The organism is Ferruginibacter sp. (assembly GCF_031391665.1).
GTDB lineage: Bacteria > Bacteroidota > Bacteroidia > Chitinophagales > Chitinophagaceae > Ferruginibacter.
Genome location: NZ_JANMUN010000062.1, coordinates 1 through 17,689 on the forward strand (window position 1 = coordinate 1; position 17,689 = coordinate 17,689).

At 37.2% G+C, this 17,689-nt stretch carries 21 protein-coding genes; 16 read left to right on the forward strand and 5 right to left on the reverse strand.

The features are described 5' to 3' along the window. The 3 genes from ACY651_RS04570 to ACY651_RS04580 form a co-directional block, all read left to right on the forward strand. The coding region (locus ACY651_RS04570) for a helicase-related protein (RefSeq protein ID WP_462250163.1) at nucleotides 1-832 on the forward strand (832 nt) is incomplete at its 5' end. A gap of 93 nt (nucleotides 833-925) precedes the next feature. Further along, a complete protein-coding gene (locus tag ACY651_RS04575; protein ID WP_462250165.1) occupies nucleotides 926-2,677 on the forward strand; it encodes a hypothetical protein in 1,752 nt (583 codons plus the stop codon). Nucleotides 2,678-2,756: 79 nt separating this feature from the next. Next, a complete protein-coding gene (locus ACY651_RS04580) occupies nucleotides 2,757-3,011 on the forward strand; it encodes a hypothetical protein (RefSeq protein WP_462250167.1) in 255 nt (84 codons plus the stop codon). Between the two features lie 172 nt (nucleotides 3,012-3,183). Here the strand turns inward: ACY651_RS04580 and ACY651_RS04585 are convergent, their stop codons facing one another. The 5 genes from ACY651_RS04585 to ACY651_RS04605 all read right to left on the reverse strand — a co-directional run bounded on the left by ACY651_RS04585 (nucleotide 3,184) and on the right by ACY651_RS04605 (nucleotide 7,691). Continuing rightward, nucleotides 3,184-3,480, reverse strand: a complete 297-nt coding sequence (locus tag ACY651_RS04585; RefSeq protein WP_462250169.1) for a transposase — start codon at nucleotides 3,478-3,480, stop codon at nucleotides 3,184-3,186. 696 nt (nucleotides 3,481-4,176) lie between these two features. Further along, nucleotides 4,177-5,127 (reverse strand): alpha/beta hydrolase family protein, encoded by a 951-nt coding sequence (locus tag ACY651_RS04590; RefSeq protein WP_462250171.1) that lies wholly within the window; start codon nucleotides 5,125-5,127, stop codon nucleotides 4,177-4,179. Between the two features lie 54 nt (nucleotides 5,128-5,181). After that, nucleotides 5,182-6,585 (reverse strand): hypothetical protein, encoded by a 1,404-nt coding sequence (locus tag ACY651_RS04595; RefSeq protein WP_462250173.1) that lies wholly within the window; start codon nucleotides 6,583-6,585, stop codon nucleotides 5,182-5,184. Between the two features lie 160 nt (nucleotides 6,586-6,745). Continuing rightward, nucleotides 6,746-7,375 (reverse strand): NAD(P)-dependent oxidoreductase, encoded by a 630-nt coding sequence (locus tag ACY651_RS04600; protein WP_462250175.1) that lies wholly within the window; start codon nucleotides 7,373-7,375, stop codon nucleotides 6,746-6,748. 25 nt (nucleotides 7,376-7,400) lie between these two features. Further along, complete coding sequence (locus ACY651_RS04605) at nucleotides 7,401-7,691, reverse strand: GNAT family N-acetyltransferase (RefSeq protein ID WP_462250177.1); 291 nt, start codon at nucleotides 7,689-7,691, stop codon at nucleotides 7,401-7,403. A 267-nt stretch (nucleotides 7,692-7,958) separates the two neighbouring features. Between ACY651_RS04605 and ACY651_RS04610 the strand changes: the two genes are divergently transcribed. The 13 genes from ACY651_RS04610 to trpA all read left to right on the forward strand — a co-directional run. Next, nucleotides 7,959-8,369, forward strand: coding sequence for a GxxExxY protein (locus ACY651_RS04610; RefSeq protein WP_462250179.1), 411 nt, complete (start codon nucleotides 7,959-7,961; stop codon nucleotides 8,367-8,369). A gap of 25 nt (nucleotides 8,370-8,394) precedes the next feature. Continuing rightward, complete coding sequence (locus ACY651_RS04615; protein ID WP_462250181.1) at nucleotides 8,395-9,813, forward strand: anthranilate synthase component I family protein; 1,419 nt, start codon at nucleotides 8,395-8,397, stop codon at nucleotides 9,811-9,813. A 75-nt stretch (nucleotides 9,814-9,888) separates the two neighbouring features. Then, a complete protein-coding gene (locus ACY651_RS04620; RefSeq protein ID WP_462250183.1) occupies nucleotides 9,889-10,512 on the forward strand; it encodes an anthranilate synthase component II in 624 nt (207 codons plus the stop codon). 109 nt (nucleotides 10,513-10,621) lie between these two features. Beyond that, nucleotides 10,622-11,614, forward strand: a complete 993-nt coding sequence (trpD, locus tag ACY651_RS04625) for an anthranilate phosphoribosyltransferase (RefSeq protein ID WP_462250185.1) — start codon at nucleotides 10,622-10,624, stop codon at nucleotides 11,612-11,614. Nucleotides 11,615-11,798: 184 nt separating this feature from the next. Beyond that, entirely contained in the window at nucleotides 11,799-12,590 is a 792-nt protein-coding gene (gene trpC / locus ACY651_RS04630; RefSeq protein WP_462250187.1) for an indole-3-glycerol phosphate synthase TrpC, read from the forward strand. Continuing rightward, on the forward strand, nucleotides 12,591-13,220 hold the full coding sequence (locus ACY651_RS04635; RefSeq protein WP_462250189.1) for a phosphoribosylanthranilate isomerase: 630 nt from the start codon (nucleotides 12,591-12,593) through the stop codon (nucleotides 13,218-13,220). A 128-nt stretch (nucleotides 13,221-13,348) separates the two neighbouring features. Next, nucleotides 13,349-13,975 (forward strand): phosphoribosylanthranilate isomerase, encoded by a 627-nt coding sequence (locus tag ACY651_RS04640; protein WP_462250191.1) that lies wholly within the window; start codon nucleotides 13,349-13,351, stop codon nucleotides 13,973-13,975. Between the two features lie 45 nt (nucleotides 13,976-14,020). After that, nucleotides 14,021-14,392, forward strand: coding sequence for a hypothetical protein (locus ACY651_RS04645; protein ID WP_462250193.1), 372 nt, complete (start codon nucleotides 14,021-14,023; stop codon nucleotides 14,390-14,392). Nucleotides 14,393-14,618: 226 nt separating this feature from the next. Continuing rightward, the gene (gene trpB, locus ACY651_RS04650) at nucleotides 14,619-15,794 is read left to right on the forward strand and encodes a tryptophan synthase subunit beta (RefSeq protein ID WP_462250195.1); all 1,176 of its coding nucleotides are present in this window, start codon (nucleotides 14,619-14,621) and stop codon (nucleotides 15,792-15,794) included. Nucleotides 15,795-15,889: 95 nt separating this feature from the next. After that, on the forward strand, nucleotides 15,890-16,270 hold the full coding sequence (locus tag ACY651_RS04655; RefSeq protein ID WP_462250197.1) for an endonuclease domain-containing protein: 381 nt from the start codon (nucleotides 15,890-15,892) through the stop codon (nucleotides 16,268-16,270). Nucleotides 16,271-16,356: 86 nt separating this feature from the next. Further along, complete coding sequence (locus ACY651_RS04660) at nucleotides 16,357-16,716, forward strand: hypothetical protein (protein WP_462250199.1); 360 nt, start codon at nucleotides 16,357-16,359, stop codon at nucleotides 16,714-16,716. 1 nt (nucleotide 16,717) lies between these two features. Then, nucleotides 16,718-17,185, forward strand: coding sequence for a GNAT family N-acetyltransferase (locus ACY651_RS04665; protein WP_462250201.1), 468 nt, complete (start codon nucleotides 16,718-16,720; stop codon nucleotides 17,183-17,185). After that, nucleotides 17,182-17,689, forward strand: a 508-nt coding sequence (gene trpA / locus ACY651_RS04670) for a tryptophan synthase subunit alpha (RefSeq protein WP_462250203.1), incomplete at its 3' end; no start/stop codon positions are given. The genes ACY651_RS04665 and trpA, both read left to right, overlap by 4 nt.

Below are 17,689 nucleotides of genomic sequence, written 5' to 3' on the forward strand. Positions count from 1 at the left end.
AAATATCCTGGATCTGTTACCTGCAAAACGACAAAATCTTTTATTTTCTGCAACCATTACCGAAGACGTAGAAGCTTTAATTGATACTTATTTTAACGAACCGGAAAGGGTGGAAGCAGCACCAACGGGAACGCCATTGGAAAATATTGTACAAACCGGTTACCAGGTGCCTAACTTTTACACAAAAGTTAACCTGCTGCATTTATTATTAACCGAAGATGAAAATATGACTAAGGTGCTGGTATTTGCTGCTACTAAAAAATTAGCTGACGATTTGTACGAACAATTAGAAACAAAATTTCCGGGTACCGCAGGTGTGATACACAGCAACAAAGAACAAAACCACCGCTTTAACACGGTTGAGCAATTTAAAAATGGCACATACCGCTTTATTATAGCTACTGATATTGTGGCAAGAGGAATTGATATAGCCGAAGTAACCCACGTAATTAATTTTGATACTCCCGACGTACCCGAAAATTACATGCACCGTATTGGCCGTACCGGCAGGGCCGATAAAAAAGGTATTGCCATAACTTTTATTACCGAAAAAGAAAAACCACTTTTAAACGCTATAGAAAATTTAATGAACTACCAGGTGCCAATAGCCGCTTTCCCGGAAGGATTGATTATCTCAGAAATTTTAACCGAAGATGAGAAGCCTAAAATTTACATGAAACCGGTACAGGTAAAAATTCCTAAAAAAGATGAAGTGGGCCCGGCCTTTCATGAAAAATCTGCCAAGAACAGCAAGGTGAATTTTGTAGTAAGAAGAAAAGACAGGATGATGGCGAAATACGGCAAACCTAAAACAAGAGGGCAGAAGAAATAATAAATAGCCAGTCATTTTACCTTGGCTTTTGGTGAATTTTATTTGCAGTAGTTGAATAATAAATTGTATTTTTTACTTCCAAAACCTTCAGCTATGCTCCGGAATTTAACCTTATTAGCTATTGCAGCATTTGCAACGGCTTTCATTACTTCAAAAATAATAAAAGGCAGCAAGAGTAATAATGCAGCTAACATACTTCAACAGGATAAAAATAAAAAGCGCACTGCCATATCATGTGGCCCCGATTGGGAATCGATTAACAGTCTTACTGAAGAAACACCAATACCCATCATACCTGGTACAGGAAAATACAGCTGGAAGATTTCTACAAAAAGTGATAGTGCCCAAATTTATTTTAATCAGGGTATCAATATGTATTACAGCTTCCACATTATTGAGGCCATGGCTTCATTTAAAAAAGCGGCGAAGTTTGATTTTGATTGTGCCATATTGTATTGGGCACAGGCTTTAACTTACGGGCCAAATATTAACGACCTTGGTTATGTTGCATCGCCATCAGCTCTGCAAGCCACACAAATGGCCTTGCAATTATCAGGCAAAGCAAATGCTATGGAAAAAGCATTGATTAATGCGATGGCGGTAAGATATACTGCAGACTCTGCTGATGCCACCAGGGCAAAACTAAATACACAATACACCGCAATGATGAAAAAGGTGTACGATGATTTTTCACGCAATGCAGATGCACAGGCTTTGTATGCCGACGCAATGATGCTGGAGCATCCATGGAATTTATGGAATATTGATGGCAAACCTAAATCATGGACACCATTAATTGAAACTGTACTGGAAAAATTATTGGTAACATCGCCTGATCATCCCGGTGCCAACCATTATTATATTCATGTAATGGAACCATCGCCTTATGCTGCAAAAGCCTTACCAAGTGCCAATCGAATGGGCAGGCTTACACCAGGGCTTTCGCATACAGTTCACATGCCTTCGCATATTTACCTGCGTACCGGGCAGTATAATAAAGGGGTCACCGTAAATGAAAAAGCGTTGAATGATTATAAAAAAGTTTTTGCATTATACAATCCTGTTGCGGCCAGTGATTTTTTATATGTGATACATAATATTCACATGCAAACAACAGTAGGTATGCTTGCAGGACGCAGGAAGTACAGTATGCAATCTGCAAAAGAAACAGCAGCAAGTGTTCCCGAAACCTATTCAATGGCACCGGCACCTTTTGGCTCCGCTGCTCAATATATATTGATGGTACCCACGTTAGTGAATATACGCTTTGGTAATTGGGAAGAATTGTTAAGAGCTAAACAGCCTGATACCAAAATGATCTATGCGGCTATACTTTTTCATTTTGGCAGAGGCATGGCATTGGCACACCAGTTAAAAATTACTGAAGCTAATACCGAGTTGCAGCAAATGCAGGCAGCCATGAAAGACTCCGGGTTATATCTTCCGTTCGGTGTTTTTTCTCCTGCAATAGACGGTGCTATAGTGGCAGAAAATATTTTATCAGGCAGTATTGCTATGGCAGAAAAAAACTATCCTACTGCGGTTAAAGCATTTGAAAAAGCTGCTGCTATCGAGGAAAATATGGTGTACACCGAACCAAGGGACTGGTTATTAAATCCCAAACATTATTTGGGTAATGCTTATTTAAAAGCCAATGAACCTTTAGCTGCCGAAAAAGTTTTTAGAAAAGACCTGCTGAACAATAATGAAAATGGTTGGGCTTTATTTGGCATTTACCAGGCTTTGCTGGCACAGCATAAAAATGCAGCAGCAGGAGTGATGCTGGCAAAATATAAAAAAGCTTTTGTGCTGGCGGATGTGCAACTTACTGCTGCGGTGTTTTGATTGTTTTTATTATAATGCTAAATCGTACTGTTGAAACAACAGGAAAGCCTGCAAAAAATCGTACATTGAAATAAAAATTATGCCCGAATCTAAAAGCAGACACCCACACAAACATACACCTCACCATGACAAACCTCCCGTTGCTCATGCGAAGCATAAAAAAACCAACCAGTCAATTATTGTTGCTGTAATATTTTTTGCATTGATTGGGCTTGGGATCAGTTATTTTATAGGCAGCAGCAGTGTTGCAGCATTAATAATTGGAACATTAATTGGTAGTGGTGTTGGATATATTTTTGGGAAGCAGGTTAATAAAAGTTTATTAAAAAAATAATTAAGAATAAAAGAAAGGGTAAGCCGAAAACGAGAAGGCTGAAGAAGTAGTGAAGTTGTATAGTTTTGAGTTATGCCTTGGTTCCTGTATTTAACATTTTGTTCTTTTGGCTTTCGCTAAACTACCCTGCAAGCTTTTGAAATTCATATTTGCTGATAAACTCATCATATTCCTATTGAAATGTTTTCTGCTTGTGATGTTCTTCCTGGTTTTTAATGTAGTCTCTTACTTTGTCAATTGCAGATTCAGATACTGAAACTGCAAAGTATTCATCCTGCCATTCAAACTTTTGTTTCGTTAAGGTTTCTTTATTAATCCAAAAAGCTGATTCACCTTTTATTAATTGTATTACTTTTTCAATGGTTTGATTGGAGCCAAGTGATACAAGGCAATGACAATGGTCTGAATGGCCATTTACAAAATCAATAAATATACCTTTCTTTTTCCATTGTCTTTTATGTGGTTCCAAACTTTTTCTCTCAATTCTAAGGGATTAAGAAATGGAATTCTGTTTTTGGTGCTCCATACAAAATGGATGTAAACTTTAATGAAAGGCATATTTTAATTTTTGTTTGACAATATTTTGTTTGGCTAAAGATATTTATGTTTTGTTTTTATCTGGCTGAAGCCAGTGGCAATTCAAAAGCAATTTTATTTACAATTCAATTTATTCTTTGTTTGTAAGATTATTTGAGATTTTTTATTTGGCTAAAGCCAGTTGCACTTTTACTTTTACCCACTGGTTGAAGCCAGTGGCATTTCAAAAGCAATTCAAAAGCAATTATATTTACAATCCAATCTATTCTTTGCTTGTAATTTTATTTGCGATTTTTTTTTGGCTAAAGCCCATTGCACTTTTGCTTTTATCCACTGGCTGAAGCCAGTGGCAATTCAAAAGCAATTTATCAGCATTTCAGACTCATTAATATTTCTGAATTCAATAAATAGATTGGACCTGTTTTTGAATTGCCTCCAGCTTTAGCTGGAGATGCAAGTTGAAAAGTTCTTTCCGGCTTTAGCCAAATTAATAAAACATATTCTCCGCTGCAATAAAAGTTCCCCAATGGTATGCCGATGAAAGGATTGCGACGCAACGATGATGCTATGAAAATATAAAGCTGGTATCAAAATGTTCAATTAAAATCTAAATAATAATTTAGATGTACTACTTCACATACATCCCTCCACCTTTTTTTACATATTTTTCCAACCACTGGTGCTGCTCCCAAAGCATGTGCAAAATATTTTCTCTTGCTGCATAACCATGGCTTTCGAAAGGCAACTGCACAAAACGCACTGTGCCGCCATGGCCTTTAATGGCATTGTATAAACGTTCGCTTTGTATAGGAAAAGTGCCGGGGTTGTTATCCGCTTCGCCATGTATCATGAGCATTGGTGTTTTAATTTTATTGGCAAAAGCAAAGGGGCTCATGGCAAAATAAACTTCGGGTGCCTGCCAGTAAGTACGCTCTTCATTTTGAAAACCAAAGGGTGTAAGGCTGCGGTTGTAAGCGCCGCTTCGGGCAATGCCGGCTTTAAATAAATTGGTGTGGGCTAAAAGATTGGCCGTCATAAATGCACCATAACTGTGGCCCCCAACCGCTACACGGCTGCTGTCGCCAACACCCATTTCGGCAATTTTATTTATGGCCGCTTCGGCGCTCCAGGTAAGCTGCTCTACAAAATTATCGTTGGGTTGTTTATCGCCTTCGCCTACAATGGGAAACTCGGTGTTGTCCATTATAGCATAACCCTGTGTTGCCCAAAAAACTATGGAGCCATAACCCACTCTGGTAAAAGTATATTTGCTGCCCCGCAATTGTGCAGCATCGGCAGCACTTTTAAATTCACGTGGATAAGCCCACATCATCACCGGCAGCGGACCATCTATTTTTGCGTCGTAATTTTTTGGTAAATATAAATCGGCAGCAAGGTCCACACCGTCTTTGCGTTTGTAAGTAATTTTTTGTTTTACTATGCCACGCATGCCGGGTTGCGGATCGGCAAAAGCCGTTATGGCTTTTGTACTGTTATCTTTTAAGTTGCGTAAAAAATAATTAGGTTGTTCAGTTTGGCTTTGTTTGTTGGTAACGATGATGAGTTTATCAAAATCCAATACATCAGTTACGGTTTCGTAAAAAGGTTCTTCGCAGCGCCAGAGTTGTTTGGTTTATTTGGTGTTGATGTCGAAAGTATTTAAAAAAGGTAAGTCGCCTTTTGCAGAAGCGCCGGCACCGGTCATAAATAATTGCGAGCCATTTTTTATTTTTACGGTGCTGCGGCCATATTTATTTTTTTCGGTTAGGGGAGTGCCGGGATTGTTATAAGCATCATCTGTACTGCGGTCTATCAATATTTCCATTTTTCCATCTGCAGTAAGCTTGCTCATTTTTTGGCGGTGCATAGCCCTTGAACCTTCGGTTACAAAAAATGCACCTGTAGTTAAATCGGTAATGTTGTACATACGCTGCGGCGTTTTTACCAATTCTTTTGGCGTGCCGGTAAATGGTGCCGCTAAAATAAAAGCCACATCATGATAATCCATTTTCTTTTTTATCAGGCCGCTGTCTAATGGTTCAATCCATTGCACTGTTGCAGGCGCATTATCAAACCAATTGTAACCACGAGGCGCATTCAGTACATTATCGTTGCCTCTTGGGGCCAGTTCGCTGCTGGGTAATTTGGCTAATGTTTTTACTATGCCGCCATTCATATCTGTAATCAGCATCGTGCTGTTAAAACCATTGGCTGTTACTAAATAAGAAAATGGTTTATCTATTTTTTCCACCAGTAAATATTTTTTATCAGGCGATATGGATACGCTGCTGTAAATAGCAGGTGCAGCAATTTTAGTTTCAGCTCCATTGGTATTTTTTATTAATTGAGAAGTGGCATAAAATTCAAATTGCATTTCATCAAAAGGCGATTTTATTAAATCCTGAAAGGTGGCGCTTGCAGCAACCTTACCCAAATTTTGTTGTACCACCGGGCCTTTGGGTGCTGCTGTTTTTTTAGGTGCCATGCTTAATGGTTTGTTTACGGCATTGTATAAAAAACTGTTGTTGTCAATCCAGTCAATGGCCGAACCCAACACTACATTAACCGCCGCTTTATTTACTTTGGCAGCTTTGTGTGTTTTAATATCTATCACATAAATATCTACTGTGCTGTTGGTGGTGTTGGTAAAAGCTGCTTTATCTTCGTTGGGGCTCCATTGCAAATTGCCTGCTTTTAAATTTGTGGGCAAGCCGGTTACTGCAAATTCTTTTCCACTGCTTACTTCTTTAATAGTAACGTTGGTAAAGTAAGTGCTTCTGCTGGGTGCAAAATTGTTGGGATTAATTCTTAAACCTGCTATGCGTAATTCGGGTTGAGCCAAATCTTCTACCGAAGGCATATCGCTGCGGTCGAGTACCAGCATGTATTGCCCTTTACTGTCGAAACTTACGCCGGGTGTTGGCTTGGCCATAACGAGGTCGTAAATTTCTTTTGGAGGGGTTTGGTAATTGATGGCATCCTGTGCCATTACATTGCTGCAAACAAAAAGCAGTACAATAGATAAAAGTTTTTTCATTTATTTTAGTTTTAGTTTTTTGTACCCGTCATTTGTAATACTATGTGGCTTCATTGGCGTCGCACTCTTGTACTGAGTATCTTTATTGAACTTTTATAGAAGCGATTTTTTTCTCAATCATCCAAAAGTGAAAAAAATAAAAATTGTTAAACCAATAAACTTAATTACTAATTCCTACTTTCGATTTCACATATTCATTCTTTCCTAATTCATTCAGCATAAACATCGCCAGGTCGCCTGCATAAATTTTATTGTTATTAGGCTCTGGCGCATAGTTGGCTTTGGTGATATAAACACCGGTAACTTCATAATCAATAATATTTGGCGGACAAACAAATGTCCAGTCCAGGTCACTTTCCTTTAAATATTCGTACGCTTTTTTATGTTCAAGCCCAACAGGTAAATATTCTTTGGGATAATCTTCTTGCTCCAACAATAAAGTTGTTTCATCAAAATTTAAAACGCCTAATCCACCAATGGCAACAATTCTTTTTATAGTATTTTTTTTCATTTGCGCAATAATGTTTTTTATGCCCAGCGTTCTGGTTTTATCGTTGCCATCAAAGCCACCACCCAATGCAGAAAGCACCGCATCGCATCCTTTAATGGCATTACTCACTTCGCCTTCATCAAATAAAGCGCCTTTAATCAATTCTAATTTTTTTTCTTCCATATTTAATTCAGTAAAAACATTTCTTCCAAAAGCTTTTACATGATGGCCTGTAAGTAAAGCCTGCTTAACCAACTGTTTGCCCACCATTCCGGTGGCGCCGAATATTATAAGGTTCATTTTTAAAATTTTGTTTGAAGTTAACTTAATTGCTTCTTAAAACATCTCCAAATTCGTCTTTCTTTTTATCAAATACCGATTTGGCAAAAGGGCATAATGGGAAAATTTTGAGATGGTTCATTCTTGCATATTCCACTCCCGTATGCACCAATTGGTAGCCCACATTTTTTCCTCTTAATGCATCCGAAACTTCAGTATGGTCAATAATCATTACATTGTTACCAGCCATTGAATAAGTCATTTCGGCAAGCGTGGTATTATTCTCCTCAACATAAAAACTACCTTTACTGCCTTCTTGTTTGTGTTGAATGATCATTATCTAAAATTTCAATCAATTTAGTAAAAAATTTTTTTATTCAGTAAATCTGTTTCATATTTGCACAGTAAATGAAAATTATAAACACAAATAACAATAGCTGGTGGTGGAGCATAATCAAATGATTGTGCCTTTTTGCTATTGTAATTATATAAAATAGTTGAAGCCCGGCACAAGTTGCCGGGTTTTTTGTTTTTTGTCTGAACGGGGATTTGGGTGGATGATTGGAATTAAAAGGATTTTTAAAGTGTAAAAATTATTACTGGTATGCCACAATTTAAATACGAGGATATTACGAAAAAAAATATTGGTGCAGCTATGAAAGTGCATTCCGTATTAGGCAATGGTTTTCAGGAAGTGATTTACCAAAGGGCTTTAGAAATTGAAATGCGAAAATTAGGGTTGCAGTTTGTAAGAGAATTTAACATGCCAATATATTACGATGCAGAACAGATAGGAGAGCGAAGAGTTGATTTTTTTGTGGAAGGAGTAATTAGTGTAGAAATTAAAGCAAGAGAGGTTTTGGAAAAAGGACATTATTCGCAAGCCAGGAATTATTTAGAAGTGTATAATCTTGAAGTGGGATTATTATTAAACTTTGGAGGTATCTCTTTGGAATTTAAAAGGCTGGAGAATGCTAAATACAATCCAAACCTAACATCCAAAAAATCTATTTAATCCACCCAAATCCCCGTTCAGACAAATGAAAAAAATAGCCATAAACACCACCTTCAAAAAACTGCTTGCAGATGTTTACACACCAGTGGGTATTTACCTGCGACTGCGGGACAGGTTTAGGGATACCATTCTTTTGGAAAGTACCGACTTTCATGCCGGCGAAGACAGTTATTCTTTTATTGGTATTAATGCCATTGCCGGTATCGAAATTTCTACTACTTCTTTTATTGAGTATAAATTACCCGGCACAAAGGCTGAAAAGATTGCTATTGCAAAACCAACCGATGTGCCTGATCATTTATGGGATTTTATGAATCGGTTTGAAATAGAACCAACAACACAAAAACAGGTTAATATTGCACAGGGTTTGTTTGGCTATACCACTTACGATGCGGTGCAATTCTTTGATTCAGTAAAACTCAGTACTCACCACTCACCACTCACGCCAGCGATTCCGCTTATGCGGTACCGCCTGTATCAATACATCATCGTTATCAATCATTTTAAAGATGAATTATTTATTTGCGAAAATGTAATTAAAGGAATCGAAAGTGAAGTTGCTGTGGTGGAAAGTTTAATTAAAAGTAAAGACGTACCCACTTTTCCTTTTAAAACAGCAAATGAAGAAACTTCTAATCTTACTAATGAAGAATATGTAGAAATTGTAAAAAAGGGCATTGCCAGTTGCCATCGTGGCGATGTGTTTCAAATTGTGTTGAGCAGAAAATTTGAACAGCAATTTACCGGTGATGAATTTAATGTGTACCGGGCTTTACGCAGCATCAACCCTTCTCCCTATTTATTTTATTTTGATTACGGCGATTACAAACTGATGGGCTCTTCACCCGAAAGCCAGTTGATTGTAAATAACGGTAAAGCTATTGTGCATCCCATTGCAGGAACTTTTAAAAGAACCGGTGACGATGAAACAGATAAAGCAGCAGCTATTGCATTGGAAGCAGATGAAAAAGAAAATGCCGAACATGTAATGCTGGTAGATTTAGCAAGAAATGATTTAAGCCGCATGTGCAATAAAGTAGAAGTTACACAATACAAAAAGGTTAATTACTACAGCCATGTTATACACTTAGTAAGTGAAGTGACAGGCTCGGTTGGGCCAGCAATAAATCCGTTTAAATTAATTGCCACTACTTTTCCTGCCGGCACTTTAAGCGGTGCACCAAAGTTTAAAGCCATGCAGTTAATAAATGACTACGAACCTACCAGCAGAAGTTATTACGGCGGTGCTATTGGCATTGTAGGGTTTAACGGCACTATCAATCATGCAATAATGATAAGAACATTTTTAAGCAGGAATAATACGTTAGTGTATCAGGCAGGCGCTGGCGTAGTAGCAGCAAGCAAACCCGAAAGCGAATTGCAGGAAGTAAACAATAAATTAAATGCATTGAAGCAGGCTATTGTACTTGCACAAGATATTTAAGCCCCTAAAGGGGACTTTATACTCTGATAGGTTAAACAAATTTTAATTAAGCAAATTGAAATGAAAGAAGAAAAGATGTCACAAAATAGTGAAGTGCTTGTAAGCCCCTTTAGGGATTGGGGGCGTATTTTAGTTTTCGATAATTACGATTCTTTCACTTACAACCTTGTTCATTTAGTAGAAAAGATCACTCATGAAAAAGTGGATGTGTACCGTAATGATGAAATAAGTTTAGAGCAGGTGAATGACTATGATAAAATAATTTTATCTCCCGGTCCGGGTATTCCATCCGAAGCAGGTTTGTTACTGCCATTGATAAAAAAATATGCAGCGACAAAATCTATTTTGGGTGTTTGTTTGGGGCACCAGGCCATTGGAGAAGCTTTTGGCGGAACGCTGACTAATTTAAGTAAAGTATATCATGGTGTGGCAACGCCGATTAAAATCACAAATAAAGCATCTCAAATTTTAAGTGGATTACCCGAAACAATTGAAGTAGGCCGTTATCACAGCTGGATAATCAGCGATGAAAATTTTCCTGCTGAATTGGAAGTAACTGCAAGAGATGACAATGGTTACATCATGGCTTTACAACATAAAACTTATGATGTGCAGGGTGTGCAATTTCATCCGGAAAGTGTATTGACGCCGGATGGGGAAACTATTTTAAGGAATTGGTTAAGAACCCCTATCCCCTAAAGGGGGAAATGGAGAAGATAAAAGAGAAGGAAAAAATTACAAAAGTGAAAATAATAACAAATTTATAATTAAGTAACAATCTAAGTTCCCCTTTAGGGGACAGGGGCTTATGAAAAAAATATTAAACTTCTTATTCGAACATAAAACACTTTCCCGTGAGCAGGCCAAAGAAGTGCTGATCAACATTTCCAGGAATGTGTACAATGAAAGTGAGATCGCTTCTTTCATCACCGTGTATTTAATGCGGAGTATAACTATTGATGAACTGCAGGGTTTTCGTGATGCTTTGCTGGAGCTTTGTGTAAGAGTAGATTTAAATGGTCATGATGTAATTGATATTGTAGGAACGGGGGGTGATGGAAAAAATACTTTCAATATTTCCACACTCAGTTGTTTTATTGTGGCAGGTACAGGAAACAAAGTGGCCAAGCATGGTAACTATGGTGCAACATCTGTTAGTGGCAGCAGCAATGTAATGGAGCAGTTAGGCTATACTTTTAAAAGCGATAAAAGTTTATTGCAGCAAGAAATTGATGAAGCCAGTATTTGTTTTTTACATGCACCCATGTTTCATCCGGCGCTAAAAGCAGTAGGGCCGATAAGAAAAAATTTAGGCGTTCGCACTTTCTTTAATATGCTGGGGCCAATGGTAAATCCGGCGTTTCCAAAATACCAATTGGTAGGCGTATATAATTTAGAGATGGCAAGAATTTATAATTATTTATTACAACCTACAGGAAATAAATTTACCATTATTCATTCCTTAGATGGCTACGATGAAATTTCTTTAACAGGTGATACAAAAGTTATTACTAACGAAGGAGAAAAAATTTTAACGGCGGAAACCTTAGGTAAGCGCATGGTAAATGCAGAAGATATTTACGGCGGCAATACAGTAGAAGAAGCTGCAAAAATATTTATTAAGATTTTAAAAGGCGAAGGAACCTGGGCACAAAATGCTGTGGTGCTGGCCAATTCGGCAATGGCATTGCAATGCACGGGCAATTATCAAACTTATGAAGATTGCTATAACGCTGCGGTGGAAAGTTTAGAAAGCGGTAAAGCAAATGATTGTTTACAAAAATTAATTGCTTTGCAATAGAACTCATGCAATTAAAATTGCATTTTTGCTCTAAGAAATATTTGTTGGTTAGAACATTAAGCAAGCTGGTTTTCGTTCCATAAGAATGCAAAGTGGATAGAAAAAGTATATATAGTTACGTTTTCGTTCTGTAGGAACGGCAGGTGCTTACGCATAGTGTAAAAACAAAAAGATAATTTTTAAAATGAAAAATATTTTAGAAGAAGTGGTTGAAAAAAGAAAAGCAACCGTACAGCAATTAAAAAGTATTGTCCCTATTCAGGCATGGGAAATCATGCCGCTGTATGATCGCAAATGTTTATCGTTACAAAAAAGTTTATTGAATGAAAACGGTACAGGCATAATTGCTGAATTTAAAAGAGCTTCGCCATCAAAAGGAATTATTAATGCTGATGCCGATGTTTTTGATGTGGTAATGGGGTATGAATTACATGGAGCCGCCGCCGCTTCCATTTTAACCGAGCCCATTTATTTTAAAGGAAATAATGATGATATTATTGGCATAAGGGATGGTATTAATATTCCCATACTGCGTAAAGATTTTGTTTTTGATGAATACCAAATTGCAGAATCCAAAGCATTGGGTGCAGATGTAATTTTATTAATTGCGGCAAGCCTTACTGCAAAAGAAGTAAAACGATTAGCTACATTTGCAAATAATATTGGCTTGGAAGTGTTGCTGGAATTGCATGGTGAAGAAGAGCTGGATCATATTTGCGATGCCACAACAATTATCGGCATCAACAACCGCAACCTTAAAACTTTTGAAGTGGATATTGACAGAAGTTTGCGGATGGCCGAAAAAATTCCGGCAGAAAAGATAAAAGTGGCCGAGAGTGGAATAAGCAGTGTAGAAAATATTTTTTTATTTAAACAACACGGGTTCAAAGGTTTTTTAATTGGAGAAAACTTTATGAAGGCACCCGACCCAACGATTGCTTTTGCTGCATTTGTACAACAACTAAAGCAAAAGTAAATGAGAGTAAAAGTTTGCGGTATTACACAGGAAGAGCAGTTGCTGCAACTGCCCGGCGCCGGTGTATCCTTTGCCGGATTTATTTTTTATCCCAAGTCGCCACGCTATGTGTTACGCCACATGACGACGAGCCAGATAAAAAAAGAAAATACGGTAAATAAAGTAGGCGTATTTGTAAATGCATCAGCAGATGAAATTTTACAAATGGTGGATGAATGCCGTTTGCACATGGTGCAATTGCATGGCGATGAAACACCCAAGTTCTGTGAAAAAATTGCTGATTATATTTCGGTGGTAAAAGCTTTTCGTTTTAGTGAAACCGATAATATTGGTTACCGCATACAGGAATACATGGACTATTGCGACATGTTTATGTTTGATACCGAAGGTGTGGGTTATGGTGGCACTGGTAAAAAATTGAACCTGGAAAAATTACATGGCGTTACAGTGGGCAAACCGTATTTTTTAAGTGGCATGATTGAACCCGGTGATGCAGAAAACTTAAATGCGTTTGCTCAACAGCCAGAAGCAAAAGCTCTATTCGCTATCGACATCAGCACAAAATTTGAAGTGTTGCCTGGAATAAAAGATATTAATTTGATTAAGCAGTTTACACAACAGTTAAAATAGCAAATAAATGTCGAATAGATTAATGGCGAATGTGCGAATATCGCTCAATAAGAACAACATTCGATATTCGCAAATTCGATATTTGTATTTGCAAAGAAAATTTAAAAAAATAAAACAACATATAGATTATGAACATTAAAGTTTGTGGTATTACACAATTAAAACAATTGCAGCAGTTAGACGGGTTAAACATTGAATTTGCAGGATTGATCTTTGTAAAAGATTCTCCAAGATATGTGGGAGATAAGCTAGATAAAGAAGCCATAAAAAATGCTGACTTTGATTTAAAAAAAGTAGGTGTATTTAAAAACCCCGAAATGATTGATGTGCTGGATGCCATTGATGAATATGGTTTGGATGTGGTGCAATTGCATGGAGACGAAAGCCCGGAAATGTGCGAAGACCTTAGCAGCGAAGTGGAAGTAATAAAAGTATTTAACATTGATGAAACTACCACCGATATTGATGCATTAGTTGCAGATTACGATGCCGTTTGCGATTATTATTTATTCGACACCAAAGCCAATGGCGAAACCGGCGGCACCGGTAAACAATTTGACTGGAAAATTTTATCGAAAGCAAAAATTGAAAAACCTTTTTTCCTCAGTGGCGGCTTAAGTGTAGATGATATTGCTAAAATTAAAAAGTTTAAACATCCTGATTATTTTGGTGTTGATATCAACAGCAGGTTTGAGAAAGAACCGGGTGTAAAAGATATGGGGCAGGTGTTGCTGTTTAAGCAGGGGATGAAGTAGGGTGGAAGGAATTAGTAATTTGGAATTAGCGCTTAAATTATAACTATGTTTCGAATTAGGACATATATTGTTGTATTTGGTATCGCATTATTTTATTCTTGTAATACTGGCGATGATTTTACAAATACACTCATAAGCGAAACTTCAAATAAAAATGGTGTTAAGGCTGTTGTATTCTATAAAACAGGAGATGCAACTACTCCGGATTCTTACCAAATTTCTTTATTAAATGAGAATGAACAATTTTCTCAACAAAATAAAGCAAACACTTTTTCATGTAAGGATAATGGCAAAGCAACTGTCTTAGTAAAATGGATATCAAAAGATTCATTACTGATTGAATATATTAGATCGGCAACGACATACATTAAAGAATCAAAAGTTAATGGTGTGAATCTATTGTATAAAGAAAAATAAAGCATACTAATATTGTTTTAAAGCTCCGTAGGAGCCAAAGGTTGGTAGAATAATAAAAAGAAGTTAATAATAAGTCCCGAAGGGACGTAAGGTGCTTTGTGCATAACATCATTAAAGCTCAATAAAGATATCCAGTACAAGAGTGCGACGCCAATGAAGCTAAATAGAATTACCAAAGCTGGTCTTACAAAAAAATATTTTGGCAAAGCCAAAACAAAAATATAACATGAACTACACAGTAAACGAACACGGTTATTACGGCAATTTTGGCGGGGCATTTATACCTGAAATGCTTTTTCCCAATGTGCAGACCCTGCAGGAAAATTATTTAAAAATAATTTATGAGGAGGGGTTTCAAAAAGATTTTTGGGATCTGTTGAGGGATTATGTGGGCAGGCCCACACCATTGTTTTTAGCAGAACGATTGAGTGCAAAATATGGTGCAACAATTTATTTAAAGCGGGAAGATCTGTGCCATACCGGCGCACATAAAATTAATAATACCATCGGGCAAATTTTACTGGCAGAGCGTTTGGGTAAAAAAAGAATTATTGCAGAGACGGGTGCCGGTCAGCATGGTGTGGCAACAGCAACGGTGTGTGCATTAAAAGGTTTGGAGTGCATTGTGTACATGGGAGAAAAAGATATTGAGCGGCAAGCGCCTAATGTTGCCCGTATGAAGATGCTTGGCGCAACAGTGGTGCCTGCAACCAGCGGCAGCAAAACACTAAAAGATGCGACGAACGAAGCGATACGTGACTGGATAAATAATCCTGTTGACACACATTATATTATTGGCAGCGTGGTGGGGCCGCATCCTTATCCGGATATGGTGGCGAGGTTTCAAAGTGTGATAAGCGAAGAAATAAAAAAACAATTATTCGAAAAAACTGGTAATGAAAATCCAAATTATGTAGTAGCGTGTGTGGGTGGTGGTAGTAATGCGGCAGGTGCATTCTATCATTTTTTAAATGATACCAATGTAAAATTAATTGCAGTAGAAGCTGCTGGCTGTGGTATTGACAGTGGCATGAGTGCTGCAACAACTCAATTGGGTAAGCCCGGTATTTTGCATGGCAGCAAAAGTTTGTTGATGCAAACTGCAGATGGCCAGGTGGTAGAGCCACACAGCATTTCCGCCGGGTTGGATTACCCGGGCATTGGCCCTTTACATGCACATTTGTATGAGAGTGGCCGTGGTATTTTTATGAGTGCAACGGATGAAGAAGCATTATCATCTGCGTTTGAATTGAGCAAATTAGAAGGCATTATTCCTGCATTGGAAACGGCTCATGCTTTGTTTATTTTAAATAAAATGGAATTTAAAAAAGATGATGTGGTGGTGGTGTGTTTGAGTGGGAGGGGAGATAAGGATTTGGAGACGTATATGAAATATTTGTGAGTACACAACGCCCCCTAAATCCCCCTGAAGGGGGACTTTAAAGAGTATAATACTTTGGATAGTCTTTTATTTTGTAGCGTAAGCAAAAAAAAGTTATGAAAAATGATATGCATTTTGGAGCTATTAAACCAATATTTAAAAATGCAGAGTTCTTAAGAAAAAATATGACTCATGAAGAGAAAATAGTGTGGGGATATATTTGTAATAATCAACTGGATTTTAAATTTAGGCGTCAGCATCCAATTTGGATGTACATAGCAGATTTTTATTGCCATGAATTAAAATTGGTTATTGAAATTGATGGCGGTATTCATAACAGAGAGGATGTAAAAGAAAATGATAGCATCAGGGAAAATGATTTGACAGAATTTGGAATAAAAGTAATCAGGTTTACCAATGATGAAATAAAATGTACAATTGACAAAGTGATTGAGGATATTAAAAGCACGATCAAAATTATTAAAAATATAGAATAACAATTAATAAAAAAGGATTCGAAATAACAGGGTCTTTAAAGTCCCCCTTCAGGGGGATTTAGGGGGCGCCGGGTAAAATATAAATTATGAAACATCTCTTAACTTTAACCACCATCTTCCTCCTCTCTTCCTGCAGCAACGCCTTCATCAACCACAAACTAAAAGCAGAAAAAATTGGTGCCTGCAGCAATGAAGTAACACCCATTAAAATGATCTCCAACATTAATGGGGAGCGGTACGAATTTGAATATTGTTTAGACGAAGGCTTTGATGAAAAAAAATATACGGTTGAAAGAAAAGGGGACAGTTTGATGGTGAATTTTCCTGCACCAACAAAGCAAACGGCTTTGTATAAAATAATTATAGATATTGATGCCAAACCTGCTTATCGTATTATTTCGTTAGGTGGAAGAACGCTGAATATAAGACCGGCGGAAAGATTATAAAATGGATAACACAATTGCAATCATACCTTTTACTGAAGCACTGGCGCATCATTTTACAGCACTCAACAAAGCATGGCTGCAAAAATATTTTGAGGTTGAGCCTGTTGATGAAAAAATGTTAGCCAACCCTAAACAATATTTTATTGACAAAGGCGGCTTTATATTTTTTGCAATGTATAATAAAGAAGTGGCCGGTACTTTTGCATTATTAAAAGTGAGTGATACCGTTTTTGAATTATCAAAAATGGCGGTGGATGAAAAATTCCAGGGAAAAAATATTGGCAATGCGATGATGGAATTTTGCATGCAGGAAGCAAAAAGATTGCAACTGCATAAAGTAATTTTATATTCCAATACATTGCTTGGCCCAGCCATTCATTTATATAAAAAATATGGTTTTACTGAAGTGCCGGATTTTAAATCGGAATATAAAAGGGCTAACATAAAAATGGAAATTGATATCGTATGAACAGATTAGATAAATTATTTGCTGATAAAAAAAATAAGGTATTAAATATTTACTGCACCGCAGGGTATCCGCAACTCAACTCAACCGTTGAAGTAATTGAAGCGTTGCAAAAAAATGGTGCAGATATTATTGAACTCGGTATGCCGTACAGCGATCCGCTGGCCGATGGCGAAGTGATACAGCAAAGCAGTGCGGTGGCATTGCAAAATGGAATGACTATTGAAACTCTTTTTGATCAACTAGACAATCTTCGCAATACGCTTTTAAAGGATGGGGGCATTCCTATAATTTTAATGGGCTACATGAATCCCATTTTGCAATTTGGTATAGAAAAATTTTGTGCAGCTGCAAAAGAAGTGGGAGTAGATGGCGTTATACTTCCGGATTTACCCATGTACGAATTTGAAACCCTGTACAAACCTTTGTTTGAAAAAAATGATTTGAAATTTATTTTTTTAGTAACGCCGGAAACAAGCGAAGAAAGAATAAAAAAAATTGATACAC